We start from the raw sequence: 26,267 nt of genomic DNA, 5'->3' as shown, positions 1-26,267 counted from the left end.
CGACGCTCCTGGTCTGGGGTCACCATTGCCGGCGCTCCTGGTCTGGGGTCACCATTGCCGGCGCTCCTGGTCTGGGGTCACCATTGCCGGCGCTCCTGATCTGAGGAGCCCACAGCAACCGCGCAGCGCGGCGGGTTTCCCTTCCTCTTAAATCGCGGCGGATGCGTTCCGGACGGCCGGCCGGTATCGGCGGGACTGGTGAGCACAGCAGCGCCGGTCAACCCGAGCATGATCGCTGCCAGTACGCAGCTGGGCCCGCCCAGGTCGCCGTAGAGGAACGACATCAAGAATGTGGTCATGAAACCGGCGCTGATCAACCAGGCCGGATCGGTGCGGCGGCGCACGGCGATGACGCGCCATGCCAGCGCGCCGAGCAGGACGAGGAAACCGGCCAGTCCGAGCACGCCCTGCTCCGACAACACCAGCAGGTACTGGCTGTGCGGGGACAGCAACGGCTGCCGAATATAGCCATTGCCCGGATCCTGGGTCTCGCTGGCAGAGGACAGGTCAAGCGGTGCGTAGCCGTCCCGATGGGCCGGAAAGCCCTTCGGGCCGACGCCGACCAGCGGGTGATCTCCCCAGACCGTGACCGCCGTCGACCACAGGCCGAACCGGTCGCCCACTGACCGGTCGGGTGTGCTGATCGAGGCCACGATCGACTCGGCTCGTTCGGCAAGGGCCGAGGAGTGTCCACCCAAGCCGCACAATGTCACGATCGCCACGGCAGCCGTCCCGACTGCCACGCGCAACGCCAGCGCGGGTGACCGCAGCACCAGCATCATTGCGATCCCAGCAGCGACGGCCAGCCAACTGCCGCGGCTCAGGGCCAGCATGAGCGCGACAACGAGCACGGCTGCCACCGACAGCAACAAGACGCGCCTCCGCCCGGAGCAGACGAGCGCCAGGGCGATGACGATGATCAACGCGTAGCCGACGACGTTGGCCATCGCCATGATGTCGACTGCCCCGAAGGTCCCGACCGCGCGGGTGTTGCGTCCAGCGAAGGATGCTCCCGTGCCGGTGAGCACCTGCCAGATGCCCACGCTTGCCTGCAGCAGGCCGGCCAGCACGACGGCTCCCAGGACCACTGCGGCGTCGCGCCGCCGGCGAACGGTGAGCATGATGGCCGCGGGTATGAGCAGGAAGATCTCCACGACGCGTACAAACCCGGGAAGGCTCGCGCCGATGTCACGGGCACAGAGAGTGCTGATCGTCAGCGTCACCAGCAGCGGCCCGAAAACCCAAAGCCCGCGAGGCGGCAAACGCCGCTTGTGCTTGAGGGCCGTCAGAGCCGCGCCGACTGCCAGCACCAAGGCGGCCAGGTCCCCGACTGTCACTTGCACGGAGGAATCGATGTGGGCTTCGGCAGGTGGGACGCAAACAGCGAGGACGGTGAGTGCGGCCAGCCAACTGAGTGATGGCCGCAAGGCGTTGGCGGACCGGGAACGAGCGGCAGCAGGCCGGGCGACAACGGGCCGGGCAGCAGCGGGCCGGGCGACAACGGGCCGGGCGGCAGCAGGCCGGGCAGCAGCGGGCCCGGCGGCAGGGGGCCGGGCAGCAGCAGCGCGGGCGACAGCGGCGCGTGCGGCAGCAGGCTGGCGAGAATGGCCGACTCTGGCGGGGTTCATGCTTTGTCCTGGAACAACATGGCGCGGATCGTCAACAGGATGATCTTCAGGTCGCCGGTGAAGCTCCACGTGTCGATGTAGTCGTTGTCGAACTTGGCGCGCATCTCGATGGAGGTATTGCCGCGCAGGCCGTTCACCTGGGCCCAGCCGGTCATCCCTGCCGGTGCCCGGTGGCGCTGCGCGTAGGCCGGACAGGAGGAGGAGAAGAGTTCAACGAAGTACGGCCGTTCGGGGCGCGGGCCGACGAGGCTCATGTCGCCACGCAGGACATTCCAAAGCTGGGGAAGTTCGTCAAGCGATGTGCGGCGCAGCAGACGCCCTACGCCACCTATCCGTGCGTCGTTTTCGACGGACCACCGGGTGTCTGACTCATGGTTGTTGACGGGCTTGAGCGTGCGGAACTTCAGCACGGTGAAGTGGCGGCCGTGCTGACCGATGCGCGTCTGCCGGAAGATGACCCCTGGACCGTCCTGGAGTCTCAGCGCGACCGCACACGCCGCGAGCAACGGAAGCATCATCAGCAGGAGGCTGGCGGCGCCGAGAATGTCGAAGGTGCGTTTGGCCACCCGCGCCAGCGGCCTCTGAAGTCTGGGAACCAGTTGCCGGCAGGGCATGCCGGCCAGCCGCTGGATATCGGGAGCGAGCGCGAACGTATCTGCTGACGACAGCAGCACAATCGTCTCGCGCTGAGCCGCCATGCAGAGCCGGGCGGCAACATCGCGTTCCTGCTGGGGGAGGCCATCGCAAACCAACACCGCGACCTCGACGTTGCCGGTGTCCAGGAGCTGTGCCAGGTCCGTGACCTCGCCCAGAACCGGCAGGTGCGAGGGCGGCGCGTCAGTCGTGTTGTCGGCGAGGACCTGCCCGACGAACGTCAGCCCGACTTCTCGATGCAGGAGCAGCCGCTGAATGGTCGGGCCCGCATTCCTGCCAGAGCCGATCACAATGGCGGTTCGCGATGAGGATCGGCGGCGGCGATAGGTCCCGAGTGCGATGTGGAACGCTCCACGCCCCGTACCGGCGAGCGCGCTGCACGCCACCGACATCGCGAGCCAGTTCGCCGATCCGTCCGGGTGGCTCGCCGATCCGTCCGGGCGGCCCGAGGGCACGAACGTGGTGATCAACACGACCACGACGAGGGCCCGGGCCGCCATCGCCACCAGCTCCTGCCTGGGTGTCGAGACCCGGCGCGGCCGGTACCCGCCGACCGCCGCATGCAGGCAGATCAGGGTCGCGGCGGCGATCCACGCCTGAGGTGCCGAGCCGCCGTTCACGCCCACGGCCACGGCCATCGAGGCGCCATCGATCACCGCCATCGCCGTGCGGAAGCACAGTGACCGCACGCCGAGTTGTGGCTGCCGTACCGCGGTGAAACGTGAAATCGGCGCCGCAGACACCGCAGCCGTGAGCGGGCGAGCCGACCCTCCGGGTGCGGCGACCGAGCTGGTCCCCTGGGCATTCACTTCGGGTCGCACTCCCTACGAAACCGCATTGCGATCGGCGAACGGCCGACACCAATCTCAGAACACATCCATAGGACCGCTTAACCGCCACGCCCTAAACCGACGTCGTTAGCGGAACCGGACGTGCAACCCAGCATGCCATCACAACCGACATAGAACCCCGTCGCTTTAATCAACGTGTCCGAACGCTTGACGATCACGCAGCGTGTCACGCACACAGGCGTTTCAAATCGCTGACGAAGGCCGACGGAGGGGAACGATACAAAAGCGGCATTCTGGGAATATCGTACCGATCTGTTATACAAGAACAGCGCTTGAGTTCAGGTCAGTGCAATGGTTTCGCTAGTTCTGCGCATAACGCTCCTGCAGAGGTTTTCAGAGGGGCCCAGCGTGCTACTCATACCTTTGTCCGGCCGTTCATCACAGATCAGCGGCCGAGCGCAGTGACTGCAGTCAACAGTGAAGGAGTAACGATGGTGAAGCGACTGGCGGCCACCGGAATGATGGCCCTATGCGCCGGTGCGGTGCTGATGGGATCGTCGACCCCAGCAATGGCGGGCGAGGAGGGGGACGGCGAGAACACCCAGATCCTCGGCGTCCAGTTCTGCCGCGAGGCCAACATCATTAACCTCATCCCGATCCACAACCTCCTCGGCCAGAGCTACCAGCAGGGTGACTGCAACAACGGCTCCAACCTCGATGACAGCGGCTACAAGCACCACGGCCACGAGGGACACTTCCACAAGCACGACCACCACGGCCACGGCAAGCACCACTGGGACGACCACGGGGGCCACGGCCACTAATCGAGCGCAATACGAAAAGGGAGAGGGGCGTCACTTCGGTGGCGCCTCCCTCCTTTTCTCCTTTGCACCAAGGGACGCAGATACAAAAGCGTCATCCTGGAAATATCCTAGCGATCCGCTATATGAGCGGCACGTTAGTTCAGGCTAGTGCAATGGTTTCGCTAGTTCTGCACATAACGCTCCAGCAGAGGTTTTCAGAGGAGCCCAGCGTGTTATTCATACCATTGTTCGGCCGTTCATCACAGATCAGCGGCCGAGCGCAGTGACTGCAGTCAACAGTGAAGGAGTAAAGACGATGATGATGCGACTGGCGGCCACCGGAATGCTGACCCTAGGCGCCGGTGCGGTGCTGATGGGCTCGACCCCGGCCATGGCGGGCGAGGACTGGGAGGACAACGGGAACACCCAGATCGTCGGCGTCCAGGCCTGCCGCGAACTCAACGTCATTAACCTCATCCCGATCCACAACGTCCTGGGCCAGGACTACCAGCAGGGTGACTGCAACAACGGCTCCACCCTCGAAGACAGCGGCTACAAGCACAACGGCAACGAGGGCCACGCGCACAAGCACGACCACCACGACAACGGCGACAACGGCGACAACGGCCACCACGACGGGGGCCACGGCCACTAATCGAGCGCAATACGAAAAGGGAGAGGCGTCACTTCGGTGGCGCCCTCTCCTTTTTCCTTTGAACCCAGAGCCATCTCGGTGGCTCCGCGTCCTCATGCCGGCCGCTGCCGCTGACCTCGCGCAGCCACCACGCGCCGCCGCCGCTCACACGCCTTTGTGCCTGCGCGCGTCATGTCCAGCGTGGCGGACAGGGGGACAGGGGACTCCGGCAGTCGATCAAGGGTCTGGCATCCAACCCACCTTGGGGCGTCCTGCTGCTCCACGAGCTCAACGGCGGCGTCCGGACGCTGAATCTTCCAGTCCTCTCGCTGCTCTGGCGGAATCGGAGCCTTACGGGCCGGCTGTGGAGGCCTCCGGCCGTCGGAACGGACTGCATTGCCTTTGCCGGCGTGGTCTGGACGCAAACCGCATCTCCGGCGGCTTCGACGCGTTCGATGAGCGCAGCGGGAAACGCGTGTTCGACCGTCACGGATCTGGTGGTCAGAGCGGACGGGGCTGCGGCGCGATGATCCAGTCAACGCATGCCGTGCCGACCGGTGGGCTGGTGTGGCCGCCGTCGCGTGGGGTGAGACCGACGATCCGGTCTGGTCGGGCGGTGGTGTCGCGGGAGGTGGATCCGCGGACTGGAGGACATTGCGATGACCGTCCAGGCCGCTGTGGGTGGGCGATTGGGGAGTATCTCTACGTGCGCGCCCCGTACAGCGCCATCAATCCTCGGTAGTCGCCGAGGCCGAGAGTGGCTGGTCCCTCATCGCAGGGCTTCATCGTCGGCGCCATTGTGAGATTGCTGTGCTTTTTCCCTCGGACGTGCTTAAGGCCCAGTACATGCAGCATCTCATGCACGACGGCCGACGTCGCGTTGAAACTTCCTGCCGGGCAAGCCGACAGAGCATCACTGTCGGCAGCATCTGAGTTGCCGGAGACCCACCAATCCTTGCCGTGGCTCTGGAGGGCGATGTCGCCTTCGACGATGTTCCGCCAGGTCTGCCAAATGCACGAAAGGGCCAAGGTCCCCGACTCGACATCCGCCATTCTTGTCCAGCCGATGGCGTTTGTTCCATCACGTTTAGAGCATGCGCCAGCGTTGATATTCGGTGCAGCAGTGGTCGTCCCGGCGAATCTTTCACGAATATTCGGCAGGGGCTCAAAGTATTTCTTCGTCGTGCAGTCTGTGGACGCCGTTACCGCGCGCGTTACGGCATCTGAGACCACTGATTCCTCGTCGGGAACTCCATTGATATCCTGTCTCTTAGAGAACTTCCAGTCAATAGTGCTCCCTTTTTTCCAGGAGCTCAAACCCGCAGAATATGAGGTGTCGCGGCACGCATCCTGCGGCGCAGAAGAGTTCTGAGGCCTGCCATCCACATAGCCAAGGCTCTGCTGGTCAATGCTGACAGTGCGCTGGTTAGGCGTGACCCGGACGGTGAGGGTCGAGCCGCCGTTGGTCTGCAACGCGTGCCCCGTCACCGCGACGACGTCACTACCGCGTGGTGGGACTTCGACCCGTACTCCATGCAGACCTTGGATTACTCGACTGCGCAGGTCGCACTCACCCAAGCTCACCGACGAAGGCAGCGATTGTGCGTCAAGCGGCCCGCCTCCTTTGCACCACGAAGGCGCCAGATTGGCACTTGCGACCGATCCGGCCACGCTGCCGACGACCGGCACCGAGGACAGGAAGCCCAGGCTGACAAGCGCGACGAAGCAACTGACCTGACGCTTTGGCGGCTGCCGCGGGGATGGGGTCACAAGGGTCCTTCCTGACATATCTCGCTGGCTGCTTGCCCGGAAGCAGACCCGGTCTCGGGTTTGTATCCCCCGTCGACCCGAGTGCGTAGGGCATTGATCAGAAAAGGTTTGGCAAGTACCGTTGCGATACGCGCGGGCGAGAAACGGGTGTACGGGCTCTCGGCATAGGGTAAGAGGTCAGGAAAAACCGGGAACGGGTACCGCCAAGGATGGTTTTCCGAGCTTTCAGCGGGAGACACAGTGGTGACTGCACAGTTTCCTCCGGGTGAGATCGGGATGACTCATGTCTAGGCCGTGGTATGTCGTCGAACCGCGTCAACGTCGCTCGATCGCCGGTCATCGACGCACCGAAATGTCTCGCCGGCTCAAGCTTGAATATGAAGAAGGCAAGACAATGCGGGAGCTGGCCGCCCAGGAGGGGATCACTGAGGGCATGGTTCGCAGACTGCTCCAGGAAGCGGGAACCGAGATACGACCGAGAGGCGGCGCTCAACGCTCAGGCCGGAAATGAGGACGGCACGAGCGCTGTCTCGTTCCTCCCCGGCGATGAGATCGGGAGTGCCGAACGGCGCCAAGGCAAGCGGCGATCCATGCACCGGCTCATGACCGCCGCCCGTCCCATCGTGCTGCTGGCCGCCACGCTGGTGATCACCTACATCGCGGCTCCTTTGAGCAGGCCCCAGGCCGCACCCTGGGCCATATCCCAGGCCGCGCCCCGGGCCATATCCCAGGCCGCGCCCCGGGCCATATCCCAGGCCGCGCCCCGGGCCATATCCCAGGCCGCGCCCCGGGCCATGTCCCAGGCTGCGTCCGGGGCCACGACGTCCCATGCCGCATCCGGGGCCACGGCCCATGCGGCGTCGCAGAATCCCGTCTTGGTGGTGGGGGGCATTCGTGCCGAGCAGAAAACCCTGGACAAGATGGTCTCGGCGCTCGAAGCGCGAGGTTTCCGCGCCTCCTCCGTTCAGCTCGCGGGGAATCCCAGCGGGGCAGCGGCGCTTCCGAAATCCGCTCGAGTCGTGGCCGGCAGGGCAGCCGAGATCCGCAAGAAGACCGGCGCCGACCGCGTCGATGTCGTCGGGCACTCGATGGGCGGCCTGGCCCTCCGGCACTACCTCAAGTCTCTAGGCGGTCACAAGCACGTCAGCACGTACATCAGCGTGGGAACGCCTCACGAGGGGGACTGGCTGGGCCTGCTCTGTGCGGCCACAGCGCAAGGCTGCCGCGATCTGGTGCCGTCGTCGAAGTTCCTCAAGCGACTCAACGCTCCGCCACCGATTCCCCCTGGCGTACGGGCCTTCCATCTCTTCAGCGACCAGGGGACCGGAGAGAAGAATCCCCTCCCCACGGCGACGAATATACGAATTCAAGCGTTCTGTCCCGGTCGCAGGGTCGAGCATGCCTCAGAACTAGCCGATGCGGCGGTACAGGATCTGGTCGTCTCGATCCTGCATGGCGGCCCGCCTGCGACAACCTGCCCCACCTGAGAGCCGATCGAACGCGCACCGGCTGAGCCTCCATATTTGCTTCGGCTCCTCTCGCGCCCGCCCCCAGCCGGATCGTCCTGCCTGATCTGTCGACGGCGTAGCGGTCCCGCAGCTCCGATGATCGCCCTCTTCACAGTCAACACTGACTGTGAAATGCTGCCGTTCACAGTCAGGTCTGACGGTGAAAGGCAGCGGATGACCAAGCGGGACGACCAGCGGGCGGCGACGCGGCAGCGGCTGGTGGACGCCGCCGTGGAATCGCTGATCGAAGAGGGATACGCGGCGAGCACCACGCTGGCGGTACAGCGCCGCGCCGGGGTGAGCCGTGGGGCGCTGCTGCACCACTTCCCAACCCGTGAGGAGCTGTTCGGGGCCGCGATCGGGCAGCTCGTCGAACGCAACGAGCAGGCCGTACGGCGAGAACTCGCACAGGCACCCGCCGACCCGGACCCCGTCGCCCGGGGCCTCCAGGTACTGCGGGGCGCCTTCGCCAGTCCTTCCTTCGGCGCCGAACTGGAGCTGTGGGCGGCGGCCAGGACCAGCAAGGAACTGCGTGCGGTCCTGCGCCGTGCGGAGGGCGCCGCCCGGCGGGACCTCTACCGGGTCATCGGCGAGGTGTTCGGCCCCGAGGTGACCGGCTCTCCCGCCTACCCGATGGTCGCGGACCTGACCGTTCAGCTGCTGCGCGGGATGGCCATCTCGGACGTGCTCTACCGCGAGGCCGCCGATCAGGAGCCGCTGCTGGAGCAATGGGCGACCGTCACCCGGATGATCCTCGCCGCCCACCGTGATCCTGCGGCGCAGGCCTTCTTCGCCCCCGACTCCACCCAGGAGGGATGTAGTGATGAGTGACGTACCGCCAGAGACCGTGATCTACGAGGTCAGGGACCGCAAGGCCTACCTGACCCTCAACCGGCCCGAGCGCCTGAACGCGATCAACCACCGGCTGGCGCGGGAACTGCCGCTGGCCGTCGAGCGGGCCAATGAGGATCCGAACGTCCATGTCATCGTGCTGCAGGGCGCCGGGCGCGCGTTCTGCTCGGGCTACGACCTCAAGGAGTACGCGGAGGCGGGCGTCGACACACAGGGCCCCGTATGGGATCCGATCAAGGACTACCGCATGATGAAGCGCAACACCGACGACTACTTCTCGCTCTGGCGTTCGCTGAAGCCGACGATCGCCAAGGTGCACGGTCACGCGGTGGCCGGCGGCAGCGACATCGCCCTCTCCTGCGATCAGGTGATCATGGCGGAGGACGCGCGGATCGGATACATGCCGTCGCGGGTGTGGGGCTGCCCGACGACGGCGATGTGGGTCTACCGGCTCGGCGCCGAACGGGCCAAGCGGATGTTGTTCACCGGCGACACCATCGACGGGCGCCAGGCCGCCGAGTGGGGACTGGTCTTGGAGTCGGTCCCGGCGGACGACCTCGACACCACCGTCGAGACCCTGGCCGACCGGATCGCCGGAGTGCCGATCAACCAGCTCGTCATGCAGAAGCTGATGATCAACCAGGCGTACGACAACATGGGCCTGCAGGGCACCCAGATCCTGGCCACCCTGTTCGACGGCATCACCCGGCACTCGCCCGAGGGCCGCTGGTTCCAGGGATTCGCCGCCGAGCACGGCTTCCACGAAGCCGTCAAATGGCGCGACTCGGGACGCTGGATCCCCGAGGGCGGCGGCCCCATCCCCACCAAGAGCGACCTGGAGGACTGAGGCCATGGCCCCCCGGCTCACCCGGTCGCACTGGCCCGCCAACACGTCACGCCCCGTTCTGGAGCTCACCCCCGGCGACGTCCTGCGCCAGGTGGCCGCCGCCACACCGGACCGGATCGCGCTGGCCGAGGCGGCCCCACCCAGCCGTCCGGGTTTCGGGACCCTGGTCATGGCGGGGCACTTCGTGACGTCGTAGCCGGCGTCGGCCACGATGAGGATGCGTGGGTCGCCGTCCTTCCACTGCCCGGCCTCGATCAGACGGCCGACGACCTCGCGGAGCTGGGCGGCGGTGCCCGCGGTGGCGTCGTCGCCGCGGCGCAGCTGGATCGAGTCCAACATCGCCGTCCACGACGTCCGGCCCACCTCCAGCGCGCCGACGAAGGAGTAGGGCCAGCCCGGGATGAACTGTGAGGCGCTGCAGGCGCGGCCGTGGCCGCGCCGGTGCTCGGGCGCCAACGCCAGGTCGACCAAGGTCTGGACCGGACCATCGGTGCATGGCGCCCCCTCGGCCAACTCGAACAACTCATCCCGCCGCGCGGTCAGGCACCGGTAGAACTCGGCCCGGAAACCCGACAACACCGCCAGCTCACCATGACTAGAACCGCCCGAACCAGTATCCGTTCGGCTGGCTGCCACGCGTGCAAGAGCGGGCATCAAGGCCACCGCCTTCCTGCGACTCGAAGGTGAGCCGTTGGCCGCCTACCGTCACGGCGACACACCGCACTGAAACAGGCACAACCCTCTATGCGGTGAAACGTCGACCCGACCCGCCGAACAGCACCGACACCGACCTGCGCCTGGCCGTTCACTGTGAAGGGCCCGCGCGAACCACCCATGACCCGGGAAGGAATCAGCGCGATCGAGGCATCGTTAGCGCCTGAATGACGACCTTCGTTCTCGTTCCCGGCGGCTGGCGCGGCGGCTGGTACTTCTCCGACCTGGCCGACCGGCTCCGCACCGCCGGACACCGGGCGCTGACCGTGACACCCACCGGCGTCGGCGACCGCGCCCACCTGAACTCCGCGAGCGTCAATCTGGACACCCACATCGACGACGTGCTCGCCGTGCTCGCTGCCGAGGAGGTCAGCGACGCCGTTCTCATCGGGCACAGCTACGGCGGCATGGTCATCACCGGTGCCGCCGACCGCGCCCCCTCCGGCGTGGTGCGCCGCCTGGTCTACTGTGACGCCTACGTACCCGAGGACGGCCAGTCCTGCTGGGACCTGACCACCGACGCCTACCGCAGCCTGTTCCTGGACGGCGCGGCGGCGGACGGATACGCGGTCCAGCCGCCACCCGGCCGCGACCCGCGCGTGACCGCGCATCCGCTGGCCTCCTTCCTCCAGCGGATCCGGCTGGACGCGGCCGGCCTGCGCGCCGTCAAGGCCCGGGACTACGTATACCTGTCCGGGTGGGACGGCACGCCGTTCACCGCCGTCCGCGACCGGCTGGCCGACGACCCGGCCTGGCGGGTCCACACCCTGGACAGCGGCCACGACGTCTGGAGGGACGCGCCGCAGGAGTTCCTGGAGATCCTGCTGCTGGGCGAATGACCACGACGCGGTGAGCGGTACGACCGCACCATGGCGGTGAGATCGTAGAGGGTGGTGCCGCCGACCGCGCGGGGCCCCATGCCCAGCGGCTGGCCGGGCGTGGAACCGGCGGGGGGCATGAAGACGTCCGATCTTCATGGAGGAATTAGTCCTACGGCCAATATTCGTCGCCCGAATAGCGCAGGCCAGTGCTTGCTTGGCAGTGTTTCCGGCCCTTGGGCTCACCTTCCCTGTTGTGGAAGACCTGACGGGAGGCTCCGCCACAGGAGCTCTGGCGGCCATGTGATGGTGCGCGTGGCGATACGTTCCGCCGAACGCCTGCGCACCTCGCCACAGCTGCTCGATGTCTGGCGCGGATGACCAAGACCGACATGTATGCCGCGATCGGGCGGGACTCGCGGCATGAGGGCATGGGTGTCCACCTCGACTGACCAATATCATCGGCCGCCATGTCGATGCTCTCCCGGTTTGCCCGTTCCGTCCGCCATGCGCCCACGTCTTTGTCTCTCGTCCCCGCCCTGCTCGCGTTGGTCGTGGTCGTGCTGGCGTTCACGGATATCTTCAGGTACTGGGACGACGTGGCCTCGTACCGGTCTTCACCACCCGAGCCAGCGCCCTTGCCGCGCCCGCTGCCGTCGCCGAGCCGCCAGCCGAGCCCAGGCCCCTCGTCCACACTGAAGGGATTGCCGCCGGACGCGATCACAAGCTGGTCCGGGAGCCCGACCCAGGGCATGGGCATTCATGCGGTTGCCGTCGACTCGGGATGGACCACCAGCGGTGCCGCTGCGCTGATGCTCACCGGCTTCGCGCTGGCGGCCGTCTGGCTGGTCCGCCGCCGGGCGTACGGGACCGCGGCGCTGGTCGCCGCGCTTCCGCTGCTCGTCCATGTCGCCGCGACCGTGACCTGGTCGATGAGGTCGTTCAGTGGCAGATCCTGGGACAGGATCGGGTATCTCGCCACCAGACCGTATATGGAAATGACCGAAGGGCCGCAGCGCTGGCTCGCGCTGGCGACGATCGTCGCCGGCGCGGTGAACACGGTGTACCTGACCCTGCGGATCCGCGGCCGGGTGGCCGTCCGTGGCGTGCTGGCCGCACAGGTGGCGCTCGGCGCGGGAGCGATCGTGCTCACCTTGATCCCGAGCGTGCTCCCAGGTCAGGCGCTGCGGTTCCACCGTGTCGGCGAGGGCGTCGCCATGCCGTTCAGCTCGGCTGTGATCGTTGCGGCCGTCCTGGCGGCTGTCCTCCACCGCACCCGAGCTCGGCGGCTCGCTCCGGTCGCCTTGCTGGCACCGGTCGTCTGGCTGGTGTGGAAGCTGGTCCCCCGCGAACGGTTCCAGTTCGTGGACCTGACCGGCGAGATCGGCTCGTTCCCTGGCAAACTCCACTGGGCAAGCGTCGCAGAGACCACCCAGACCGCCGCCTGGCTGATGACGATCACCGCGTTGCTGTTGTCGGCCGCGGCCGGCCTGATTCTCGCCCGTCGGAGATAGGAGCGGCGCACGCAACATGACACCGCGCAACAGCACAATCCGGCTCCCCAGCCGCGGCCCTTTACATTGTAGATTCGTTACAGGGCTGCGGCTGGCCGTCTGCTGATCGTCGAAGAATCGGCAGACGAGGTGCGGAAGGTGCGGCGGTAGGTGTCAGGCGGTACGCCGACCGTGCGGTTGAAGTGCCGGCGCAGTGTCGTGCCGGTGCCCATGCCGGTGGCCGCCGCGATCGCCTCGACACTGTCGTCGGTCATCTCCAGCAGTTCCTGGGCGCGCCGGATCCGCTGGGTCAGCAACCACTGCAGCGGGGTGGTGCCGGTCACCGACCTGAAGTGACGGCCCAGGTTGCGCGAGCTCATGGCGGCCTGGCGGGCCAGGTCCTCCACGGTCAGCGGATGGTCCAGCCGTTCGATCGCCCACGGGAACAGCTCTGCGAGCGGATGGTTCTCCTGCGCGGGCACCGGCGAGGTGACGAACTGGGCCTGGCCGCCGGCCCGGTGCGGCGGCACGACCAGGCGGCGCGCGACCGCGTTCGCAACCGCCGAACCGTGGTCGAGGCGGACGAGGTGCAGGCACAGGTCCATGGCGGCGGCCTTGCCCGCCGAGGTGAGAACGCTGCCGTTGTCCACGTAGAGCACGTCCGGATCGACCTTGACCCGGGGATAGCGCGAAGCCAGCACCTCGGTGTGCGCCCAGTGCGTGGTCGCGCCCCGCCCGTCCAGCAAGCCGGCGGCGGCCAGCACGAACGCGCCCGTACAGAGGGCGGCCACGCGTGCACCTGCCTCGTGGGCCGCGCGCACCGCGTCGATGAGGTCGCCGGGCGGGTCCGCGTCGACATCCGCCCACGCCGGAACGATCACGGTGTCGGCGCTCGCCAGCCGGTCGAACCCGTGGTCGGGTTCCAGCCGGAACCTGCCGGCCTGGACGGCGCCCGGCCCGCAGCCGACGAGGCGATACCAGGGGACGGTCACGCCGTCCGGGGCGGTGCCGAACACCTCGAAGGCCACCGACAGTTCGAAATGCAGCATCCCGTCGGTGACGGCGACCGCGACAGTAGTCATGTCCGGAATTGTACGAGACGTGGCGTTCCAGACACTCACGTGGGGAGCGTGGCCACCGTCATGATCTCTACAGCGGATCAACCAAGCACAACGGGAGTAACGATGGGATCGGGTCAGGCAGTCGCGGTGTTCGGCGCGTACGGGCACACCGGACGCTTCGTGGTGGCGGAGCTGCAGGATCGCGGGTTCGTCCCGGTCCTGTCCGGCCGCGACGCCGGGAAGCTGGAAGCACTGGCGGCGTCGTTCCCAGGGCTGGAGGTACGGCCCGCGTCGGCGGACGATCCGGCGTCGCTCGACCGCGCGCTGGCCGGCACGGTGGCGGTGATCAACAGCGCCGGGCCCTTCGCCGCGACGGCCGCCCCGGTGATCGAGGCGGCGCTGCGCGCGGGCATCCCGTACGTGGACGTGGCGGCCGAGATCGAGGCCAACGCCGACACGTTCGCGCACTTCGCGGAACGTGCCCGCGCCGCCGGAGCCGTGATCGTCCCCGCGATGGCCTTCTTCGGCGGTCTCGGCGACCTGCTGGCCACCGCCGCGATGGGCGACTGGACGGCTGCCGACGAGACGCACGTCGCGTACGCGCTGAGCAGCTGGCAGCCCACCTCGGGGACGCGCGCCGCAGGCACGGTGTCCCGGGAACGGCGGGACGGCCAGCGGGTCCGCTTCACCAACGGGAAGCTGGAGTACCACGAGGACGCTCTCCCGTCCCTGAAGTGGACGTTTCCCGAGCCGATGGGCATCCGGTCCGTCATCGGGGAGTTCAGCATGGCCGACGTCGTCACGATCCCCAGCCACCTGGCGGTCCCCGAGGTGCACTCGTACATGACGGTCGAGGCGGTCGAGGACCTGTCGGCCCCGGACACGCCGGCGCCGACGGCGGTCGACGAGCGCGGACGCTCCGGCCAGACGTTCGTCGTCGATGTCGTCGTGCGTTCCGGCGGTGAGGAACGGCGCGCCACGGCGAGCGGCCAGGACATCTACGCCATCACCGCGCCGCTCGCAGTGGAGGCCGTCCACCGCATCCTCACCGGTCAGACCAGAACGACCGGGGTCGCCTCCGCCGGGGAGATCTTCGACGCAGCCGACTTCCTCCGCGCACTGTCCGCGCACCTCTCGTTCGACCTGCGCCAGTAACCGCCCCGAGCCGGAGGAGGATCCCTTTCTTGATGCCCCCGTGGGTGGCCGGCGGGAGCGGCTATGCCAGCGCTGTTGCAGGATTTGTTGATGTCTCTTCTGGTGAGAAGCGTCTCCTCAGCACCCCGTCTTTGGATCTCCTGCTGGTGAGTGCATAGGCATGGACAGGGTCCCGAGATGGGCGGGCCCCGGCTGTGCCTTGCCGCGGGCCCGCCCAGGTCGACGCGCCCAGGGAAGTAGCGCGCATCGTGAGCTTCGATGGCGAGCGCCCCCGCCCATGCCCGCGCTTTGCCGTACTGACTCCGATCACGTTTTCAAGACGCTCGTAGCTCGCACCATTACAGAGTGTGAGGGTGTAACTTCGTTGTGTGTTCCCCGCGTCACAACCGGCCGACGTCGTCCACGAAGGCTGCGAGGCGGCTGAGCTCGCCGCGACGGCCTGCGAGATCCTGAACGTACTCGATCATCCACCCCTTGGAGCCAGTCCCGCGGTGCTGGCGCTTCGCTGGCAACGCGCAGCGCACAGCTGCAGGGAGCTGGCCAACCGAGAGATACTGCGCGACACCGGTACTGACACCGCAGCAGCCGAACGCCGCCGCCAGCTCGCCGAACTCGCGGTGCGGCTCGCCGTCAACGCCGAGTGGGCCGCTGTCGTCTGCCGCACCCACACCGCGCCTTTGGACGGGCTCGACGCCAACGCGGCCAAGGCCTGGACCGCAGCGCACGGGGTGCTGCATCACACCGTGACCGGCGTTCTGTCCCTGCTGTCCAACCTGCACGGCACCGAGTCCTAAAGCCTCCTCGCGCACGCGAATACGTCGTACGTGAGCTTGGCCAACGGTCATGGCCGAGCCCAGGGGGCGTTAACGGTTGGAGTCATGGGGTAGGGCTGCGCCAAGCCAGGACCAACCGGAAGGAAAGAACAATGGATCCGGCACGTCAGGAGACCGGTGAAATCACCGGAACCAAGGACAAGGACTACAACCTGATCTGGTTCGTCGAGCAGTGCCTGAGCAACGTGGTGCGGCTGGAGATCTACATCGCCGACGCCGACCGAGCCGGCGACACCGAACTGGCAGGCTTCTTCCGCCGCGCCCAAGGCGAGAGCCGGAAGGGCGCCGAGCAGGGCAAGGAACTCCTACGGAAGCGACTGACCAGCTGACCGATCCCCGAAACGCCGCTGGCGGCGGCAGATCCCCCCGAACCCGGCCCGTTCACTCTTACCCCAGCCGACGCCGACCCCAGGGCATGGCCCTCGCTGGCGCTCGGACAGTTCTTATCGGGGCTCCGCCCCAAACAGTGAGAATGGGGTTGGGCGTTCCCGGCGGGGTCTGACCCGGCCCCCTGCGCGTCCATCTGCCTTTACTTTCGGTCGGCTTCACAGTGCGCCCTTCAGCGCTTGTGCCTGCCGGCGCCAGAACTCCCGCGAAATCTCGGCCTTGGGAAATACCAGGTCGAAGCCGTGGAAAGCGCCGGGGATGACGTCGAGGTCGCAGGGGACGCCGCTGTCACTCAGCCGGCGCGCGTACTCGACGTCTTCGTCGTGGAAGAGATCGAGGGTGCCGACGCCGATCCAGGCCGGAGGAAGACCGGTGAGATCCTCGCGGCGGGCTGCGGCCGCGTACGGGGAGACGTCCGGGCCCGCGACGTCGTCGCCGAGGTAGGACGACCAGCCGTATCGGTTGCTCTTGGGCGTCCAGACGCGCACCTTGAGGGTGTCCAGGTCGGTTCTCGTCGTCGTGCGGTCGTCCAGCATGGGGTAGAGGAGCAGTTGGAACACTGGGCGGATCTCGGCCCGGTCATGGGCGAGCAGCGCCACGGCCGCGGCGATTCCGCCGCCCGCGCTGGCACCGCCGATCGCGATGCGATCGATGTCGATGTGCAGGTCGCCCGCGAGCTCGGCCAGTCCACGCAGCGCGGCGTAGGCGTCCTCGACCGCGGCGGGCGCGGGATGGTCCGGCCCCAGCCGATAACGAACCGCGGCGACGGTGATGCCGAGCTCGCGGGCGAAGGCGATGTTCGTACGGTCGTCCTGCTCGGGTGCGCCGAAGATCAGTCCGCCTCCGTGTATCCAGAGCAGCGCCGGAGCCGCTGCCTTCAGGCCGGTCGGCTGGAAGACCCGAAGCGAGACGGGCGGTGCGCCCTTGGGCCCGGGCACGACGATCTCCTGAACCGTGACGTCCGGCCCTGGATCGGTCGAACGCCACTTCACGCTCCGCACGATGCGCGACGACAGACGTCCGTAGGACACATTGGGGATAAAGCGACCTCGTTTGAGATCGGGGTGGAAGGCACTCATCGGGTCCTCGTTCTTTCCCCTCATCGAAAGTGTATGGAATCGCCTGGCCACCCAGCGGGTGGTCGGCATCGAGAGTGGGGACGGTTGTGAAGCCGCCGTCGTGGTCAGCCGTCCCGGCCGTCACCTGCCGGACCGGGACGAGGTCGCGGGCGTCGCGGACCTGCGCGCCACCGCAGGCCATGTTCGCGTCCGTTCACCCGCCCCGATCCGGCAGGCGCGCAGCTCTTGCGACTGCCGCGCCTCTACCGCTCGGTCAGATCTTGGTCTTCTCGCGGACCCACGCGCCGATCTGTGCGATGGCGGCATCGGTCTCCGGAATCCGGCCGGCTCCGTAGACGTACGAGTGCTGGCCTCCGGGGACCACAACGGTCGCCGTGTCGATCCCGGCGTCCTTGACGCGGGCGGCGAACTCCTCGTCCTCGCCGGCCAGAACCTCGTACGTGCCCCAGGAGACCAGGGTGGGGGGCAGACCGCTCAGGTCCGCCCGGTTCAGGTTGATCCGGGTGTCGGTGGACTCGATGCCCGTGCCGCCGATCCATGACTCCCGGAAGAACTCCAGAAGATCCTTGCTGAGAATCTTGTCCGTCCCGGCGTTGGTCGCGATGGTCTCGTTGGCGATCTCAAGGTCGCACCAGGGCGATATCGACACGATGGCGCCGGGCAGGGGCTGCTTCTTGTCGCGGAGGCGAAGCGCCAGGGCGACGGCGATGAACCCGCCGATCGAGTGGCCGATCGTGATGATGTTTCCCGGCGCATACCCTTCGGAGAGCAGCCAGGTGAAGGCCGCCTCCGCGTCGTCCACCTGAGCCGGGTACTTGTGTTCGGGTGCGCGCCGGAAGTCCAGGACCAGTACGGGGGCCCCGGCGGCCTTGGCGATATGGCCGGCGAGCTTTCGGTCGACGTGTGCTGACGCCAGAACGGAGCCCCCGGCGTGAGCGTGCAGGAGGACGTAGTCGGTGTTGGCGTCGACCGGTTCGCACCAGATTCCCAGAACGCCACCCGCGTCCACCTCCCGATAGGTGACGCCTTCCGGCTCCCGGGCCGCGAGATGGACTTGCTCCGCCTGGATGCGCGCCGCATCCAACTCGGACGGGGGATTCGCCCCGGTGGCCAGCCATTCCGCGAACTGGATCGCTTCCGGGCTCAGTTCAACAGCAGCGTGCTCAGACATTTGGTGCCTCCATGGGGCCATTTGGCATACCGGCCCGCCAGGACCGGTATCGCCGGGGTTTGTCAGGCGGTGTGGGTGGGTGGTCGGTGTGGCCGATCTCGTCTGCCACGGCCATGGTGACCTCGACGGTGAGGCACCTGTCACGAGCGCCACCGGCCGAGTTGTCGCCATCACGAACTTCCCAGGTTTTGAATTACGTTCGTATGTCTTACGTTCGTACGACCATATGTTGGTCGTCGGCCGATGGCAAGTGGGTCACGTCCGCCGATCCGAGAACGATCTGCAAGCGTGGGGTGCAGGACGGGAGTTGAGGAACAGGGGAACAGCCGTTGCCGCTGAGATTGATCTTGGCGGGATGCGGGGTTGATCGTTCCTGGTTAAGGTCTGGATTGCTCGATCAGCGCCATGGCGATCCCCGCCAAGGCCCGGGTCTGCTGGTGCGGACCAGTGATCGTGCGGGCAAGGCGTTCGGCATCAGCAAGCAACCGCCGGACCCGGTCCAGATCGGTCACGGCCCCAGGGCCGCTGCCCTCCGTCGTCTCACTCATCGGAGCCTCTCCGGCACGGGCCGGAAATGTCGATGAGTTCGGGCACCGCCCCCACCACGTCGACACGATCGTCTGCTTCGTCACTGACGGAGATCTTCAAGCTCAACGTGTGAAGTCTGGTCATTCCGCTTTGCGAGCCCGGTGGCGGCGGGGCTGGGTTCCCGGTGTGTGAGGGGACGGTTCCTCGAACGGGAACAGGATCGGGCTGAGGAGATGCCGTGTCCGGTGTGGCGCGGGTTCGTTGTCCAGCCGGGGTGCGATCGCCTCGCGCATCTGGCTGATCATCTCAGCGCGCTCGTCTGGGCTGAGCCAAAGGACATGCTGGCGGTAGCCCACGGCGTCGGCGACCGGGTCGGCGTGGTCTCGGTCGAGGTAGGCGTTGAACTCGGAGAGCAGCGCGGCCATGGCGGCGGCGAACGCGCGGCGGTGGTCTTGCGGCGACAGTGAGGCGGCTGTGTCGGCGTCGATCACGGCCCGCTCACGGCACAGCCGGTACCGGCGTTCCACGGCGCCGCGCACGCGTTGCTCACCGTCCACTTCCAGGACCCCTCCGTCGGCGAGCAGGCCGACGTGCCGGTACACGGTGGCCTTGTGGACATCGGGTATCTGCTCGCACAACTGGGAGGTGGTGAGGATGCGCCCGCCGGACATGGCCTGCACGATGCGCAACCGCACAGGATGTGCCAGCAACTCCAAGGTGTCCACCGCTGAATGATCGCACATATGCTACCGTTCGCAACAATTGCGAACGGTCGCTCGTGTGGCGGGCGGCCGCCAATTGCTGGGGCATGCCCCGACACCGAAGGAGCAGCGATGCGACACCAGCCGACGGAATACCGCCCGGGGACGGCAAGGGGGGCGGCACCGCCACTGGGGCGTGAGTACGACCTGGAGGGACGGCGGCTGTGGCTGCACCGATCGGGCTCTGGAGGCCCGAGTATGGTGTTCCTGCCCGGGGCCGGGCTGGTCGGCCTGGACTTCCTGAACATCCACGACCGAGCCGCCGAGCTCACCACCAGCGTGCTCTACGATCGCGCCGGAACGGGCTGGAGCGAGCGCGTCACATTGCCGCGCACCCCGACCGAGGTCACCGACGAACTCCGGGGCCTGCTGCGCGCCGCCGACGTGCCCGGCCCCTACCTGCTGGTCGGTCATTCCCTGGGCGCGTTCTACGGCCGCCGCTATGCGCAGCGCTTCCCCGAGGATGTGGCCGGTCTGCTCCTGCTAGACCCCGGCCACGAGGACATCCTCTCCTACGTGCCCAAGCAGGCGGCTGAGCTCAACGAACAGATGAAGCCGGACCCCGAGCAATTGCCGGAGCTGTCCGACGAGCAGATCCGGTCCGCCCGTGACCAGCTCGCACAGATCTACGCGCAGTGGCCGGAACCAGTCCGCGAGGCGCTCATCGGCTACAACCTCGCCTCGTGGCGGACAAGCCTCCGGGAGACCGAGAACTTCGAGACCGAGGTCTACGACGAACTCCGGCACGGCGGCGACCTCCCCGACGTCCCGTTGATCGTGCTCACCGCCGGAGGCGATAATCCCTATTGGGCGCAGTTCATGCCCGAACACCTCATGCGCGAAGCCCACGAGGGGGTGCGCGCGATGCAGGCGGCGATCGCCGCATCCGTACCGCAGGGAGAGCAGCGCGTGCTCACCGGCGCCTCTCACCAATACGGACACGTGGAGCAGCCCGACGCCGTATTTCACGCCATCCGCGACCTGCTCGGCAAAGCAGACGCGCGGCGGTAACAGGCGGAGTCGGCCCGATCGCCCGCACCTACCCGCCGGAGCAGGTGCGGGACGCGTTCGGCGAGCTGGAGCGGGGGCACAGGTCGTGGCGGGCGAGGGCAAGGTGGCCTATGCGCGGGCGCGGGCCTCCCGTCAGGCGGTAGCGGACGGGGCGGCGGCACAGATCGCGGGGTTTCGGATCGTTTCCTACACGCCCCAGAACGCGGTGGTCGGAACGGTGTCACGGGACCCCGCGCGCGGCGCCCGCACAGCCCGGACCACGACCGTGAAATGGGACGGCGACTGGAAACTCGCGCCGACCCCGGAGGGCTCCACGGGCTCGGCGCCCCAGGTCGCGAACTCGCTCTCCGGATATGTCTTCTGGGGCGGCTTCTAGTTTCACCCCTCGGGGACTCGGGGGCCCCTGCGGAGGTGGCGCCTGCGGTGATGACCGGGCTCGTTGCAAAGCTGCACGGCCCGACCTAGTCGAACGTGTGAGCGAGTTGTCAACAAGATCGTTAGCGTGGTGGATCCGGATTCACTGCAGATCCCAGATGTTGATTTCGCCCGCGTAGGGCTCGTAGATCCAGGGCTTTCTGGTGACGAGCGGCCAGTTTCTTTCGCGGGCCAGCAGCACCGCGTGGCCGCCGACGGTGGCTTCCAGCGTCTCGTCCAGGCGTTCGTCGAGTTCGGCGTCCAGGTCCCCGGTCCAGTCGGCGCCGGACGGCTCGTCGGCGGTCATCGCCAGGGCGCGCATCACCGGCGCGGCCTCGCGGGCGGTGGTCGCGGTGAGGTCGGCGATCTGCACCAGGCCCTGGTCGAGGAACTCGGCGAACTCCAGCGGGACCAGCTGCGCGGCGAGCGCCGGGATCAGCATCGCCGAGCTGCGCTGCTCGACCCATGCGCGCAGCGCGGCGGCAAGCGGGAAGGGTTTGTCGGCGCCCATTGCCATGACGCCGGAGTATCCAAGGACATAGCCGGTCAGGTAATCCACGGGCACGGGGTGATCACGAGGCCCGTCGTGCGTTGTCGTCCTGCCCGAAGTGCGCGATGTGGCGGCGCTCGACCTCGGCCATGGCTTCGGCCGGGATGTTGTCGCGCCAACCCTCGCCCCACAGCCGGTCCATGATGGCGTTGTCGGCGTCGCGCTGGATCTTCTCCTGCAGGGCGGCGGTGACGAACGCCGACTTGTTCGCCTGCCGGTCGAGGAGATCTGCGACCTCGTTGGGGACGCTCACCGCGATCGTTCTCGTACTCGCCATATAACCAACCTACCGGATTTGCTTATAGCGGTCCATGCTGGGCTTCCCCCTTCCCGGACGGTGGGCCGTCCACGGTGGGGGCGAACTCCGGGTCGTACTGAATCAGGGGCCCTCACGCCTTGGGCCGACGGGCAAACCGCTGTCGTCCACCCACTCCTCAGTCGCGCTGTTTTACCTGGTCAGATCGACCTGATCCAGGCCGACAAGATCGACCTTAAAGAGAGTGCAGCGGTGCCGGCGGTCACCGGTCGATGCTGGCCATGTTCGCCTCGTTATGGCGTTCGCCTGCGGCCGGCGTGAGGTTGTTCAGGCGGTCGAGCTGTACAGGGCTGAGTTCGATGCCGTCGGCGGCGGTGTTTTCTTCGACGCGCGAGACCCGCCGGGTTCCGGGGATGGGGGCGATGTCGTCGCCGCGGGTCAGCAGCCATGCCAGTGCGGTCTGTGCCGGGGTGGCTCCGACCTCGGCGCCGATGGCCCTGACTTCGTCGACGATGCGCAGGTTGCGCTGGAAGTTCTCGCCGGTGAACCGCGGGTTGGTCTTGCGCCAGTCGTCATCGGTGAAGTCGTCGACGGTGCGGATCTGCCCGGTCAGCAGTCCGTGGCCGAGCGGGGAGTAGGGCACGAACCCGATGCCGAGCTCGCGCAGCAGGGGGAGGATCTCGGCCTCGACGTCGCGGGTCCACAGGGAGTATTCGGTCTGGAGCGCGGCCACCGGGTGCACGGTGTGTGCTCGGCGGATCGTCTCGGGGCCGGCCTCGGAGAGTCCGATGTGGCGCACCTTGCCTTCGGTGACCAGCTGGGCCAGCGCGCCGATGGTCTCCTCAATGGGAGTGTTCGGGTCGACGCGGTGCTGGTAGTAGAGGTCGATGTGGTCGGTGCCGAGTCGCTTGAGCGAGCCTTCGACCGCGGCCTTCACGTTGCCGGCGCTGCTGTCGATCACGCCGGGGCCACCGCCGGAGTGGGAGACCAGGCCGAACTTCGTCGCCACGACAACGTCGTCGCACCGGCCCTTGATGGCCTTGCCGACGATTTCCTCGCTGTGGAAGGGGCCGTAGATCTCAGCGGTGTCGATGTGGGTAACGCCCAGGTCCAGCGCCCGGTGGATGGTGCGGATCGACTCGGCGTCATCGAGCCCCCCGCCCGTGGTGTAAACGCCGGCCATGGTCATGGCTCCCAGACCGATGCGGGAGACATCAAGCCCACCCAGTGATACGTGCTTCATCAGATATTCCTTGTCGTAGCGGTCGTCAGATCCGGTCGGTGGCAATGGACTGTGAGTGCCCCACGTCAGTGCTCCTGGGGCGCCGGCTCCAGAACCAAGACCGGGATCTCACGGTCCGTCTTCATCTGGTACTCGGCATAGTCGGGGAACGCTTCGACGGCTCGGGCCCACCACAGGGCCTTCTCGTGCCCGGTCACCTCGCGTGCCAGCATGTCCTGGCGCACCGGGCCGTCCTGAAGCTCCACCCGAGGGTCGGCCACCACGTTGTGGTACCAGACGGGGTGTTTGGGGGCTCCTCCCGCGGAGGCGACCACGGCGTAGGAGCCGTCGTGCTCCACCCGAATGAGCGGGGACTTGCGGATCTTGCCGCTCTTCGCGCCCAGGGTGGTCAGGACGACCACTGGCACGTCCTTCAGCTGCTCGTCTTCCGCACGTACGACCAGGGTGCTCAGCGTTGTTCCTTCCGTACCGCCGGAGCTTTCGTACAGCTCCACCTGGTCACGTACAAACTGTGCCGTGCTCGGCTCGTATTCGCCTTTGAGGGGCATGTTGCCTACCTTCATGCTGTCGAAGAGATGAACCCGGCCTGCGCCCCGAGCCGGGGTGCGGGGTGTGTTGCTCAGGCGTGGGTGTCGTCGTAGGCGAGGTCGCCGCCCAGTTCGCGTGAGGCTTCGGCCTGGGCGAGGAGTTCGCGGGCCTTGGCTTCGGCGGCCTCGATGGCGTCCGCGCCGGCGATGAAGCGCTGGAACGGCTTGTCCTGGTCGGCGATCGTGAGCAGGGCGCGGGCGAGCTTGGCGGGGTCGCCGGGCTGCTGGCCGTTCATGCTCTTCATGCCCTCGATCGTCGGGGCGGTCCGCGCGGCGTAGTCGTCGACGGACAGCTCGGGCCAGGTGGTGGAGCCGTCCACGAGGAGTTCGGTACGGAAGTAGCCGGGCTCCACGACCGTGGTGTGGATGTTGTACGGCTCGACGTCGTAGCGCAGCGACTCCATCCAGCCCTCCACGCCGAACTTGGAGGCGGCGTAGGCAGCGGTGAACTCCATGCCGACCAGGCCTGCGGTCGAGGAGATGGTGATGACGTGACCGGCGCGCTGCCGGCGCATGAGGGGCAGGACGGCGCGGGTGACGTTCATCGGGCCGAAGAGGTTGGTCTCGAACTGCTGGCGCATCTGCTCCGGCGAGATCTCCTCGAAGTAGCCGGCGTAGAGGTTCCCGGCATTGTTGACCAGGACGTCAATGCGGCCGAAGTGGTCGACGGCGGCCTGCGCGGCGGCCTGGGCATCTTGGAGGCTGGTGACGTCCAGCCTGCTGACCAGTAGATCGTCCCGCGGCCCGCCCAGAGCCTTCTCGACCTCTTCGGGGCGGCGGCCAGTGGCTACGACCTGGTGGCCGACGGCGAGGGCCTCGCGGGCAATGTCGGTGCCTAGACCGCGTCCGGCACCAGTGACGAGAATGACCTTGCTCATTAAGGTTTTCCTTTCGGGTGCCGTGATCCGGCACCCGGTGTGCAGAGTTCCGCTGGCTATGCGGTGGGAATGGCGCCCATCTGGCGGAGGATGCCGAGCATGTCGAGCTGGGCTCGCTCCTCGACGATCAAGCCGTGGGACAGGCGGTAGAACGCCATGCTTTCGGAGCGGATGGCCTTGCCGGTCACCTCGACCCCGGCGAAGGGTCCCTTGTGGGTGCCGGTCATGGTGTAGCGGACGGCCACGGTGTCGCCCTCGGCCCGCATGTCCTGCACCGTCCATTTGAGGTCGGGGAAGGCCTTCAGGTTCGCGGCGACGATGCCGAGATAGGTGTCCCGGCCCTGCCATGTCTGGCCGCCGAAGTGCACGACGATGTCCGGGCTGACGAATTTGCTCGCCAGAGCGGGATCGCGGCCGGGCAGGTACTCACTGGTGTAGCGCTGCACGATGCGCTTGTTCACCTGGGTGATCCCGTGGTTCCACGAGGCGGACTCCGCCGTGACGCGAGACGGCGACCCAGGGCCGGTGCTGCCGTCGGCCGTGCCGGCCGCGACTGCGGCTCCCGATCCGAGGACCGCGAGGCTGAGCGCTCCCAGTGCCGTGACGACGACGGCCGGCTTGGTGTATCGACGCATGATCGTCCTTCTGACTCAGGTGATCACGGCACCGACGGCGCCGCGGAGGGGCTGGAGACCGGCGGCAGAAGCGCCGCCGCATCCCTTCACACCGCTCTGGGGCGGTGCGACATCAACAGAATCAGGCAGCCACGGAACGTGGGAGTCCCTGGTGAGGGGGTCACTGAGAGGGACCCCCAGCCGGAGGGAAGCGCTCGTAGAGTGGAGCACATGGCAGGCAAAAACGATCCTCACGGCACAAATCGCGACATCCGTCGTGATTTCCGTGCGGAGATCCGGGAATTCCTCGGCACGCGCCGGGCCAGGGTCACCCCCGAGCAGGCCGGCCTGCCGGTATACGGCGGAGACCGTCGGCGGGTCACCGGACTGCGCCGCGAGGAGGTCGCCCTGCTCGCGGGCATCTCCAGCGAGTACTACACCCGGCTGGAACGCGGCGACGCCACCGGCGTGTCCGAGAGCGTCATCGAGGGCATCGCGCAAGCGCTGCGACTCGACGAGGCCGAGCGAATGCACCTGCTCGATCTCCTGCGCGGAGCCGGCACGGCCCGTCCGCCGCGCCGCCGCCCGGTCCAGCAGCGTGTGCGGCCCGCGGTGCAGCGCGTCCTGGACTCGATGACCGGCACACCCGCGTTCGTCCTCAACGGACGCGGGGACATCCTGGCCGCCAACCACATCGGGCGCGCCCTGTTCTCCCCGGTCTACGCCGACCCGGTGCGACCGCCCAACAACGCCAGGTTCATCTTCCTCGACCCGCGTGCGACCGAGTTCTTCCGCGACTGGGACAAGGTCGCCAACGACACGGTCGCCATGCTGCGTGCCGAGGCAGGCCGCGATCTCTACGACCGGCGGCTGACGGACCTGATCGGGGAGCTGTCCACCCGCAGCGAGGACTTCCGCCACCGCTGGGCCGCCCACAACGTCCGCATCCACACCACCGGCGTGAAGCTCCTCCACCACCCTGTCGTCGGCGACCTCGACCTGCCATACGAGACCTTCCCGCTGGGCGCCGACCCCAGCCAGTTCCTCCTCACCTACACCGCCGAGCCCGGCTCCCCCTCGCAGGACGCCCTGAACCTGCTGGCCAGCTGGGCCGCGACCAACGAAGACATCGACAAGTACGCATCGACCAGCCAGGACGAGTCGGCCGATACAACCGACTGATGGCCTGTGACGATCTTGCATTCGGTTCCGTCGGCCGGCATGAGA

Annotated in this window: 29 protein-coding genes and 1 pseudogene; 15 read left to right on the top strand and 15 right to left on the bottom strand. The window is 67.4% G+C overall.

Annotated features, from left to right (window positions below):
- Positions 1 to 77: 77 nt before the first annotated feature.
- Both ACH34W_RS38960 and ACH34W_RS38955 read right to left on the bottom strand, forming a co-directional pair.
- Positions 78 to 1,343 (bottom strand): O-antigen ligase family protein, encoded by a 1,266-nt coding sequence (locus ACH34W_RS38960; protein WP_395966206.1) that lies wholly within the window; start codon positions 1,341 to 1,343, stop codon positions 78 to 80.
- Positions 1,344 to 1,624: 281 nt separating this feature from the next.
- On the bottom strand, positions 1,625 to 2,908 hold the full coding sequence (locus ACH34W_RS38955; protein WP_395966205.1) for a sugar transferase: 1,284 nt from the start codon (positions 2,906 to 2,908) through the stop codon (positions 1,625 to 1,627).
- Between the two features lie 656 nt (positions 2,909 to 3,564).
- Between ACH34W_RS38955 and ACH34W_RS38950 the strand changes: the two genes are divergently transcribed.
- Both ACH34W_RS38950 and ACH34W_RS38945 read left to right on the top strand, forming a co-directional pair.
- Positions 3,565 to 3,897 (top strand): hypothetical protein, encoded by a 333-nt coding sequence (locus tag ACH34W_RS38950; RefSeq protein ID WP_395966204.1) that lies wholly within the window; start codon positions 3,565 to 3,567, stop codon positions 3,895 to 3,897.
- 295 nt (positions 3,898 to 4,192) lie between these two features.
- Positions 4,193 to 4,531 (top strand): hypothetical protein, encoded by a 339-nt coding sequence (locus ACH34W_RS38945; protein WP_395966203.1) that lies wholly within the window; start codon positions 4,193 to 4,195, stop codon positions 4,529 to 4,531.
- A gap of 681 nt (positions 4,532 to 5,212) precedes the next feature.
- Here ACH34W_RS38945 and ACH34W_RS38940 read toward each other — a convergent pair.
- Entirely contained in the window at positions 5,213 to 6,280 is a 1,068-nt protein-coding gene (locus ACH34W_RS38940; protein ID WP_395966202.1) for a matrixin family metalloprotease, read from the bottom strand.
- A gap of 283 nt (positions 6,281 to 6,563) precedes the next feature.
- Between ACH34W_RS38940 and ACH34W_RS38935 the strand changes: the two genes are divergently transcribed.
- From ACH34W_RS38935 to ACH34W_RS38915, 5 genes are all read left to right on the top strand, one after another.
- Positions 6,564 to 6,791: a helix-turn-helix domain-containing protein gene (locus ACH34W_RS38935; protein WP_395966201.1), complete on the top strand. Its 228-nt coding sequence runs from the start codon at positions 6,564 to 6,566 to the stop codon at positions 6,789 to 6,791.
- A 91-nt stretch (positions 6,792 to 6,882) separates the two neighbouring features.
- Positions 6,883 to 7,767: a lipase family alpha/beta hydrolase gene (locus ACH34W_RS38930; protein WP_395966200.1), complete on the top strand. Its 885-nt coding sequence runs from the start codon at positions 6,883 to 6,885 to the stop codon at positions 7,765 to 7,767.
- A gap of 195 nt (positions 7,768 to 7,962) precedes the next feature.
- Positions 7,963 to 8,619, top strand: coding sequence for a TetR/AcrR family transcriptional regulator (locus tag ACH34W_RS38925; RefSeq protein WP_395966199.1), 657 nt, complete (start codon positions 7,963 to 7,965; stop codon positions 8,617 to 8,619).
- Complete coding sequence (locus tag ACH34W_RS38920) at positions 8,612 to 9,487, top strand: crotonase/enoyl-CoA hydratase family protein (RefSeq protein WP_395966198.1); 876 nt, start codon at positions 8,612 to 8,614, stop codon at positions 9,485 to 9,487. Before ACH34W_RS38925 ends, ACH34W_RS38920 begins: the two co-directional genes overlap by 8 nt.
- A gap of 4 nt (positions 9,488 to 9,491) precedes the next feature.
- A complete protein-coding gene (locus tag ACH34W_RS38915; protein WP_395966197.1) occupies positions 9,492 to 9,683 on the top strand; it encodes a hypothetical protein in 192 nt (63 codons plus the stop codon).
- 47 nt (positions 9,684 to 9,730) lie between these two features.
- Here ACH34W_RS38915 and ACH34W_RS38910 read toward each other — a convergent pair.
- A pseudogene (locus ACH34W_RS38910) lies at positions 9,731 to 10,141 on the bottom strand (hypothetical protein); the annotation flags it as partial.
- A 227-nt stretch (positions 10,142 to 10,368) separates the two neighbouring features.
- Here ACH34W_RS38910 and ACH34W_RS38905 point away from each other — a divergent pair.
- On the top strand, positions 10,369 to 11,040 hold the full coding sequence (locus ACH34W_RS38905; protein ID WP_395966196.1) for an alpha/beta fold hydrolase: 672 nt from the start codon (positions 10,369 to 10,371) through the stop codon (positions 11,038 to 11,040).
- A gap of 449 nt (positions 11,041 to 11,489) precedes the next feature.
- Entirely contained in the window at positions 11,490 to 12,533 is a 1,044-nt protein-coding gene (locus ACH34W_RS38900; protein ID WP_395966195.1) for a hypothetical protein, read from the top strand.
- Between the two features lie 77 nt (positions 12,534 to 12,610).
- Here ACH34W_RS38900 and ACH34W_RS38895 read toward each other — a convergent pair whose 3' ends face one another.
- Positions 12,611 to 13,594 (bottom strand): helix-turn-helix domain-containing protein, encoded by a 984-nt coding sequence (locus ACH34W_RS38895; protein WP_395966194.1) that lies wholly within the window; start codon positions 13,592 to 13,594, stop codon positions 12,611 to 12,613.
- A gap of 102 nt (positions 13,595 to 13,696) precedes the next feature.
- Here ACH34W_RS38895 and ACH34W_RS38890 point away from each other — a divergent pair, with 102 nt between their 5' ends.
- The 3 genes from ACH34W_RS38890 (at position 13,697) to ACH34W_RS38880 (ending at position 15,890) form a co-directional block, all read left to right on the top strand.
- Positions 13,697 to 14,728, top strand: a complete 1,032-nt coding sequence (locus ACH34W_RS38890) for a saccharopine dehydrogenase family protein (protein ID WP_395966193.1) — start codon at positions 13,697 to 13,699, stop codon at positions 14,726 to 14,728.
- Positions 14,729 to 15,096: 368 nt separating this feature from the next.
- Entirely contained in the window at positions 15,097 to 15,522 is a 426-nt protein-coding gene (locus tag ACH34W_RS38885; RefSeq protein ID WP_395966192.1) for a hypothetical protein, read from the top strand.
- A gap of 131 nt (positions 15,523 to 15,653) precedes the next feature.
- Entirely contained in the window at positions 15,654 to 15,890 is a 237-nt protein-coding gene (locus ACH34W_RS38880; RefSeq protein WP_395966191.1) for a hypothetical protein, read from the top strand.
- A gap of 216 nt (positions 15,891 to 16,106) precedes the next feature.
- Here ACH34W_RS38880 and ACH34W_RS38875 read toward each other — a convergent pair whose 3' ends face one another.
- From ACH34W_RS38875 to ACH34W_RS38860, 4 genes are all read right to left on the bottom strand, one after another.
- Positions 16,107 to 16,940: an alpha/beta hydrolase gene (locus ACH34W_RS38875; RefSeq protein ID WP_395966190.1), complete on the bottom strand. Its 834-nt coding sequence runs from the start codon at positions 16,938 to 16,940 to the stop codon at positions 16,107 to 16,109.
- A gap of 340 nt (positions 16,941 to 17,280) precedes the next feature.
- Positions 17,281 to 18,198 carry an alpha/beta hydrolase gene (locus ACH34W_RS38870; protein WP_395966189.1) on the bottom strand — a complete coding sequence of 306 codons (918 nt, stop codon included), beginning with the start codon at positions 18,196 to 18,198 and terminating at the stop codon, positions 17,281 to 17,283.
- A gap of 377 nt (positions 18,199 to 18,575) precedes the next feature.
- The gene (locus tag ACH34W_RS38865) at positions 18,576 to 18,746 is read right to left on the bottom strand and encodes a hypothetical protein (RefSeq protein ID WP_395966188.1); all 171 of its coding nucleotides are present in this window, start codon (positions 18,744 to 18,746) and stop codon (positions 18,576 to 18,578) included.
- A gap of 120 nt (positions 18,747 to 18,866) precedes the next feature.
- Positions 18,867 to 19,451 (bottom strand): helix-turn-helix domain-containing protein, encoded by a 585-nt coding sequence (locus ACH34W_RS38860; protein WP_395966187.1) that lies wholly within the window; start codon positions 19,449 to 19,451, stop codon positions 18,867 to 18,869.
- Between the two features lie 108 nt (positions 19,452 to 19,559).
- Here ACH34W_RS38860 and ACH34W_RS38855 point away from each other — a divergent pair, with 108 nt between their 5' ends.
- The gene (locus tag ACH34W_RS38855) at positions 19,560 to 20,498 is read left to right on the top strand and encodes an alpha/beta fold hydrolase (protein WP_395966186.1); all 939 of its coding nucleotides are present in this window, start codon (positions 19,560 to 19,562) and stop codon (positions 20,496 to 20,498) included.
- A gap of 85 nt (positions 20,499 to 20,583) precedes the next feature.
- A complete protein-coding gene (locus tag ACH34W_RS38850; protein WP_395966185.1) occupies positions 20,584 to 20,874 on the top strand; it encodes a hypothetical protein in 291 nt (96 codons plus the stop codon).
- 141 nt (positions 20,875 to 21,015) lie between these two features.
- On the opposite strand, the gene ACH34W_RS38845 is transcribed toward ACH34W_RS38850, so the two are convergent.
- The 6 genes from ACH34W_RS38845 to ACH34W_RS38820 form a co-directional block, all read right to left on the bottom strand.
- Positions 21,016 to 21,477 (bottom strand): hypothetical protein, encoded by a 462-nt coding sequence (locus tag ACH34W_RS38845; protein ID WP_395966184.1) that lies wholly within the window; start codon positions 21,475 to 21,477, stop codon positions 21,016 to 21,018.
- Positions 21,478 to 21,484: 7 nt separating this feature from the next.
- Positions 21,485 to 21,739 carry a hypothetical protein gene (locus ACH34W_RS38840; protein WP_395966183.1) on the bottom strand — a complete coding sequence of 85 codons (255 nt, stop codon included), beginning with the start codon at positions 21,737 to 21,739 and terminating at the stop codon, positions 21,485 to 21,487.
- Between the two features lie 241 nt (positions 21,740 to 21,980).
- On the bottom strand, positions 21,981 to 22,961 hold the full coding sequence (locus ACH34W_RS38835) for an aldo/keto reductase (protein ID WP_395966182.1): 981 nt from the start codon (positions 22,959 to 22,961) through the stop codon (positions 21,981 to 21,983).
- 65 nt (positions 22,962 to 23,026) lie between these two features.
- Positions 23,027 to 23,509 (bottom strand): nitroreductase family deazaflavin-dependent oxidoreductase, encoded by a 483-nt coding sequence (locus ACH34W_RS38830; protein ID WP_395966181.1) that lies wholly within the window; start codon positions 23,507 to 23,509, stop codon positions 23,027 to 23,029.
- A gap of 71 nt (positions 23,510 to 23,580) precedes the next feature.
- The gene (locus ACH34W_RS38825) at positions 23,581 to 24,426 is read right to left on the bottom strand and encodes an SDR family oxidoreductase (protein WP_395966180.1); all 846 of its coding nucleotides are present in this window, start codon (positions 24,424 to 24,426) and stop codon (positions 23,581 to 23,583) included.
- Between the two features lie 56 nt (positions 24,427 to 24,482).
- Positions 24,483 to 25,061, bottom strand: a complete 579-nt coding sequence (locus tag ACH34W_RS38820; protein ID WP_395966179.1) for an ester cyclase — start codon at positions 25,059 to 25,061, stop codon at positions 24,483 to 24,485.
- 210 nt (positions 25,062 to 25,271) lie between these two features.
- Here ACH34W_RS38820 and ACH34W_RS38815 point away from each other — a divergent pair, with 210 nt between their 5' ends.
- Positions 25,272 to 26,222 carry a helix-turn-helix transcriptional regulator gene (locus tag ACH34W_RS38815; RefSeq protein ID WP_395966178.1) on the top strand — a complete coding sequence of 317 codons (951 nt, stop codon included), beginning with the start codon at positions 25,272 to 25,274 and terminating at the stop codon, positions 26,220 to 26,222.
- Positions 26,223 to 26,267: the final 45 nt, after the last annotated feature.

The organism is Actinomadura sp. 6N118 (assembly GCF_044326415.1).
Lineage (GTDB): Bacteria > Actinomycetota > Actinomycetes > Streptosporangiales > Streptosporangiaceae > Spirillospora.
This window is presented reverse-complemented; position numbering and strand designations above follow the sequence as displayed.

Bases quoted from the DNA above. Each gene is read 5' to 3' on its own strand.
- ACH34W_RS38945 (WP_395966203.1), top strand. From the start codon at position 4,193: ATGATGATGCGACTGGCGGCCACCGGAATGCTGACCCTAGGCGCCGGT.
- ACH34W_RS38895 (WP_395966194.1), bottom strand. From the start codon at position 13,594: ATGACTACTGTCGCGGTCGCCGTCACCGACGGGATGCTGCATTTCGAA.
- ACH34W_RS38840 (WP_395966183.1), bottom strand. From the start codon at position 21,739: ATGGCGAGTACGAGAACGATCGCGGTGAGCGTCCCCAACGAGGTCGCA.
- ACH34W_RS38890 (WP_395966193.1), top strand. From the start codon at position 13,697: ATGGGATCGGGTCAGGCAGTCGCGGTGTTCGGCGCGTACGGGCACACC.
- ACH34W_RS38870 (WP_395966189.1), bottom strand. From the start codon at position 18,198: ATGTCTGAGCACGCTGCTGTTGAACTGAGCCCGGAAGCGATCCAGTTC.
- ACH34W_RS38855 (WP_395966186.1), top strand. From the start codon at position 19,560: ATGCGACACCAGCCGACGGAATACCGCCCGGGGACGGCAAGGGGGGCG.
- ACH34W_RS38935 (WP_395966201.1), top strand. From the start codon at position 6,564: ATGTCTAGGCCGTGGTATGTCGTCGAACCGCGTCAACGTCGCTCGATC.
- ACH34W_RS38865 (WP_395966188.1), bottom strand. From the start codon at position 18,746: ATGAGTGAGACGACGGAGGGCAGCGGCCCTGGGGCCGTGACCGATCTG.
- ACH34W_RS38835 (WP_395966182.1), bottom strand. From the start codon at position 22,961: ATGAAGCACGTATCACTGGGTGGGCTTGATGTCTCCCGCATCGGTCTG.
- ACH34W_RS38905 (WP_395966196.1), top strand. From the start codon at position 10,369: ATGACGACCTTCGTTCTCGTTCCCGGCGGCTGGCGCGGCGGCTGGTAC.
- ACH34W_RS38825 (WP_395966180.1), bottom strand. From the start codon at position 24,426: ATGAGCAAGGTCATTCTCGTCACTGGTGCCGGACGCGGTCTAGGCACC.
- ACH34W_RS38920 (WP_395966198.1), top strand. From the start codon at position 8,612: ATGAGTGACGTACCGCCAGAGACCGTGATCTACGAGGTCAGGGACCGC.
- ACH34W_RS38815 (WP_395966178.1), top strand. From the start codon at position 25,272: ATGGCAGGCAAAAACGATCCTCACGGCACAAATCGCGACATCCGTCGT.
- ACH34W_RS38900 (WP_395966195.1), top strand. From the start codon at position 11,490: ATGTCGATGCTCTCCCGGTTTGCCCGTTCCGTCCGCCATGCGCCCACG.
- ACH34W_RS38880 (WP_395966191.1), top strand. From the start codon at position 15,654: ATGGATCCGGCACGTCAGGAGACCGGTGAAATCACCGGAACCAAGGAC.
- ACH34W_RS38950 (WP_395966204.1), top strand. From the start codon at position 3,565: ATGGTGAAGCGACTGGCGGCCACCGGAATGATGGCCCTATGCGCCGGT.
- ACH34W_RS38830 (WP_395966181.1), bottom strand. From the start codon at position 23,509: ATGCCCCTCAAAGGCGAATACGAGCCGAGCACGGCACAGTTTGTACGT.
- ACH34W_RS38925 (WP_395966199.1), top strand. From the start codon at position 7,963: ATGACCAAGCGGGACGACCAGCGGGCGGCGACGCGGCAGCGGCTGGTG.
- ACH34W_RS38930 (WP_395966200.1), top strand. From the start codon at position 6,883: ATGACCGCCGCCCGTCCCATCGTGCTGCTGGCCGCCACGCTGGTGATC.
- ACH34W_RS38820 (WP_395966179.1), bottom strand. From the start codon at position 25,061: ATGCGTCGATACACCAAGCCGGCCGTCGTCGTCACGGCACTGGGAGCG.
- ACH34W_RS38915 (WP_395966197.1), top strand. From the start codon at position 9,492: ATGGCCCCCCGGCTCACCCGGTCGCACTGGCCCGCCAACACGTCACGC.